The sequence below is a fragment of the Thermogutta sp. genome (assembly GCF_014359955.1).
Classification (GTDB): Bacteria; Planctomycetota; Planctomycetia; order Pirellulales; family Thermoguttaceae; genus Thermogutta.
Map to the genome: position 1 here is coordinate 1 of NZ_JACIYL010000365.1, position 4,240 is coordinate 4,240.

The following is a 4,240-nucleotide window of genomic DNA, read 5'->3' on the forward strand; positions in this document are numbered from 1 at the left end:
CGCCGCTGGAATATGCTGCCGAGTAAAACAGAGTCCGCAATGTGCCGGATGCAACTGTAAGGATATCGCAGCCCTCTTTTCAGCCGCGGCGCAGCACCGTGTGCCGTTTTTCCAGTTCGAGAATGGCCACATTGATCATTGCCACCGCTGGGCGGAGAGCTTCATCGACTCGCAGCCACCCAGCCCATGCTATACGCTGGAGAAAGCGGAGTGGCATTATGCCTTGTACGACCTGCCTCCATTTAGCTGGGACATTTTTGGGAAGGGTAAACTGGGACACGGAGCGGTCCGGGTTCGTATCTGCGACGGGACCGTCTTTTACTTCGACGATGGCTGGTGGGGTGGAGTTTTTTGGCCGAGCCGCGTACCGCCCTGGGCAATTGTGGACAGGTGAGAGCCAGATGAAGGAATTCCTCCTCCAACACGGCCTCCTGTTAGGTGCGTCCGACTGGCCGTTTGGCCTTTTGGTAGCGTTGCCGGCCGTGCTGACGACCCTGTGGTTGTCATGTAGGTTTGGGGTGACCCCTGTAGCACGGATGCTCAATTATTGCGGGGGTCTGTGTGGTGTGCTTGTGGTGGGTGCTTTGTGGACCCGCATTATGCCTCGGGGTGTGTCTGATGCCTTTCGCACGACACCATACTCGCCCTTCCTTGTCTCGGCATTGGCAGCATTTAGTGCCGCGTTCGGGGTAATGGGCGTGGCCTTGGCGCGAAAGTTGTGGATGCACGCTTGGCGTGTAGTATGGGCGCGATGGCGAGACCGCTGTAGAACATAGGTTGGCCAAGTAGGTTAGGCTGTGCCTGACGTCAGGCATCAATGTTGATGGACTTCCACCGTGCCAACTCGGGCAAGATGCAGGTTGGCCACCTCAGGCAGCGTTACCTCTGGGGCCCGGCGGTCGATCAGATCCTGGCCGAGGAGGCGGTTGGCGGCGGCACGGCGGATTTGGTCCACTGGACCTTGACGGACCACCTGAACACGGTGCGGGGCATCGCGAAGTATGATTCGGGCAGTGACATGACCACCGTGGTCAATCATCTCATTTACGACGCCTTCGGCAAGGTCACGTCGGAGAGTAATCCGACGATCGATAGTCTCTTTTTATTCACCGGTAGACCATTCGATAGTGACACTCAACTGCAAAACAACCTCAACCGCTGGTACGATTCTCGCGTCGGCCGCTGGCTGAGCGAGGACCCAGTGGGCTTTGACGGTGGGGATCGCAATCTGTATCGCTACGTGGGCAATTGGGTGTTGACCGCGGTGGATCCCGACGGCCTGAGGTTCGTTGGGCCCACATGTGCCCCCTGCTTGCAGCCGTATCTTCGGTGTATCAAGCGGGCTGGTCTCATGAAAGCAGGCTGCTACGCCGCAGCTTCCGGCTGGCCCCTTGCCGGCGATGTCACGTGTAGTGCCCTTTGTGCTTGGCTTCGTTGGTCTGGGCCAGGTTACTGGGTGTGCTTTGGCGCATGCCAAGTAGGATCGCTTGCAAGCATAGGCTTAAAGTGGACCGTTTGCGACACCCAATATCAGGACGACATGATGAGGTGTGGTAACGAATACAACCGTTGTGCATATTATGCCGACCCCCGCGAGTGTGGGTGTGGTCCGGGTAACGAGAATTGGCGCCCGGACTAGAGACAGTGCTTGCCGTTGATCCTGGCCTTCTTGGGGAGGCGCGCTATGACGTTCGTTGGCGTAGCTGTGGGTCTCGCGGCCGTTGGAGCGTCCGTGGCCTATTTCCTCATCGACGGGTTGGGGCTTCCGCGTTTCTCGCTGGTGGCGATGATAATACGCTGCACGGTGCTGACGCCGTCTGCGGTTTGGATAGACTGGCATTGGTCCAAGAAACCCCTGGCGTTTGTTTCGACACAGCTGTGGATAGTGCTTCCGATAGTCGGGACGCTTCTTTGCGTTTTGGTGCCGTACCCTGCCGGGTTTCCAGACCCGCCAATAGCCGGGTTGGTACGCGAAATCATTGTTGCCTTGGCAACCATTGGCGTACCTGGAGCGGTCGTTCCAGTTATCGGTTACGTGAAATCCCACCTTGCCTCGAAACGGGGCAAAGACAGTGAACGGGGAGGAGTCGAAAGCGATTCATGAAACAGCCGCAGGATGGGGTGCAACCGGCGCTCGGCGTTCCTCGGCCTCTCGCCGCAAATTGAACTTGTACCGGATCGACCGCTTGGGCCGCGTCCGCCAATTCCAATACGACAATCTCGGTCGCAATACGGCCGAAATCTGGTATAATAATGTTCAAGACGCCGACGCCGATCAGAACCGCCAGCGGACGATCGCCTTCGGCTATGACCTGGTGGGCCAACTCACGAGCGTCGATGACGTCGATGCCGACTACACCTACAGTTACGATGCCCTGGGCCGGGTGACCACGCTCACCCACAGCATCGTGGGGCTTGTGCCCATGGTGACTTTCACGCAGGCCTACGACGCGGCCGGCCGCCGCACCGAGCTGAAAACGCAGATCAACGGGACGGCCGAGTTCGTCAACCAGTGGACCTACGACGCGCTGGGCCGCGTGGTCCGCATCACCCAGGGCCCCCAGCCGGGCGGCCGGGCCGTGGCTGAAAAGCGGGTGGACTTCTCCTACGACGCCGCCGGGCAGCTGACCGCGCTGGCCCGCTACGCCGACCTGGCCGGCACACAACTGGTGGCCGAAAGCAGCTACAGCTACGACCAGGCCGGGCGATTGCGCAATCTCCGCCACTTCCAGGGCCAGACGACCTTCGTGGAATACACGTGGAACTTCGATGCCGCCAACCGCATGACGCAGTACATCAACTCGGTGGACGGTACGGCCGACTACACCCATGACAATGCCGGCCAACTCATCGGGGCCGACTACAATTATCAGACGGATGAAAGCTACCAGTATGACGATAACGGCAACCGGGTCACGGCCAACGGCAGCACCTACACCACCGGCGACAACAACCGGCTCCTTTCCGACGGCACCTACCGCTACCTTTACGATGCCGAAGGGAACCGGACCTATCGGTTTATCGATAATAACCAGAATGGCCAGTTAGACCAGGGCGACACGGATATCACCAAGTACAATTGGGACCACCGGAATCGGCTGTACAAGGTGCAGCATCAGGCAAGCTATGGGGCGGCGGTGGATTGGGTGATTCGGTATTCGTATGACTATCAGAATCGCCTGGTCTGGCGGCGGCTGGACGGCAATGGGGACGGGGACTATGAGCAGAAGCGGGTGTTTGTCTACGATGGCAACCAGATGGTGATGGACTTTCAGCGGACGGGGGCCGGGAACATCCAGGCCTCGAACCTGAGATGGCGGTATCTTTGGGGTCCGGCGGTGGACCAGATTCTGGCTGAGGAGGCGGTCAACGGAGGTGCCGACGAGACGGTGCAGTGGACCTTGACCGATCATTTGAACACCGTCCGCGATATTGCCAAGTACAATTCGCAAACGGATACGACGACCGTGGTCAATCACCTCATCTACGACGCCTTCGGCAAGGTGACGTCAGAGAGTAATCCGACGATTGATAGTCTCTTCTTATTCACCGGTAGGCCCTTCGATAGTGACACTCAACTTCAAAACAACCTCAACCGCTGGTACGATCCTTCCGTCGGCCGGTGGATGAGCGAAGATCCGATCGGCTTCACCAGCGGAGATGGGAATTTGTATCGGTATGGGCGCAATTCCTCCGTATCACTTCGTGATCCCGACGGCCGGTTTAGTATGTCGAGTCTCGAAGCGGGCCCTGCTATTATTGCACACGCCTACGTGGTCAATAAGAATTGGGCTTTCGCCGATACGATAGAAGTACACATGCTGGCGCAGGTCTACGCATCATGCGATGATTACGGAAACGTTTGTTACCACGGTCACAACACCAGTGTCCTGAAAAACACATGGGATACAGCTCTTCCCGGTCACATCAACGTTACCGCGATCTGGAACGGCAATCGCAGAGGCTATCAGGTGGAATGGCTGGAAGGAAAGGCAGAAGAAGGTGACGCACCGTTCGGCGAGAACGTTCAAACCGCAGCGGAAATAATTGGGGGTGTTGTGGGAGGTGTGGTTGGAGGTTCTATCGCTGCTTCCGGTGGCCCAGCAGCCGTTCCTGTTGGTGCGGCAGCGGGATCTGGTGCGGGAATACTGGTCGGCTGGGCGATTGGCGAAGGCGGATATGTAATCGAAGAAATGTTTGACTTGCAGGCGACTTGGCAGTTCCGCTGGCAGTGGTGGCA

Annotated in this window: 3 protein-coding genes; all 3 read left to right on the plus strand. The window is 58.2% G+C overall.

Annotated elements, in window-relative coordinates:
- On the plus strand, nucleotides 1–394 hold a 394-nt coding region (locus H5U08_RS11380; protein ID WP_297033088.1), incomplete at its 5' end, for a hypothetical protein.
- A 429-nt stretch (nucleotides 395–823) separates the two neighbouring features.
- Nucleotides 824–1,639, plus strand: coding sequence for an RHS repeat-associated core domain-containing protein (locus tag H5U08_RS11385; RefSeq protein ID WP_297033090.1), 816 nt, complete (start codon nucleotides 824–826; stop codon nucleotides 1,637–1,639).
- Nucleotides 1,640–2,186: 547 nt separating this feature from the next.
- A partial coding sequence (locus H5U08_RS11390) for an RHS repeat-associated core domain-containing protein (RefSeq protein WP_297033092.1) occupies nucleotides 2,187–4,240 on the plus strand: 2,054 nt, incomplete at its 3' end.

What these genes read in the sequence shown, in the direction of transcription:
- H5U08_RS11385 (WP_297033090.1), top strand. Translation starts at nt 824, where the DNA reads ATGGACTTCCACCGTGCCAACTCGGGCAAGATGCAGGTTGGCCACCTC.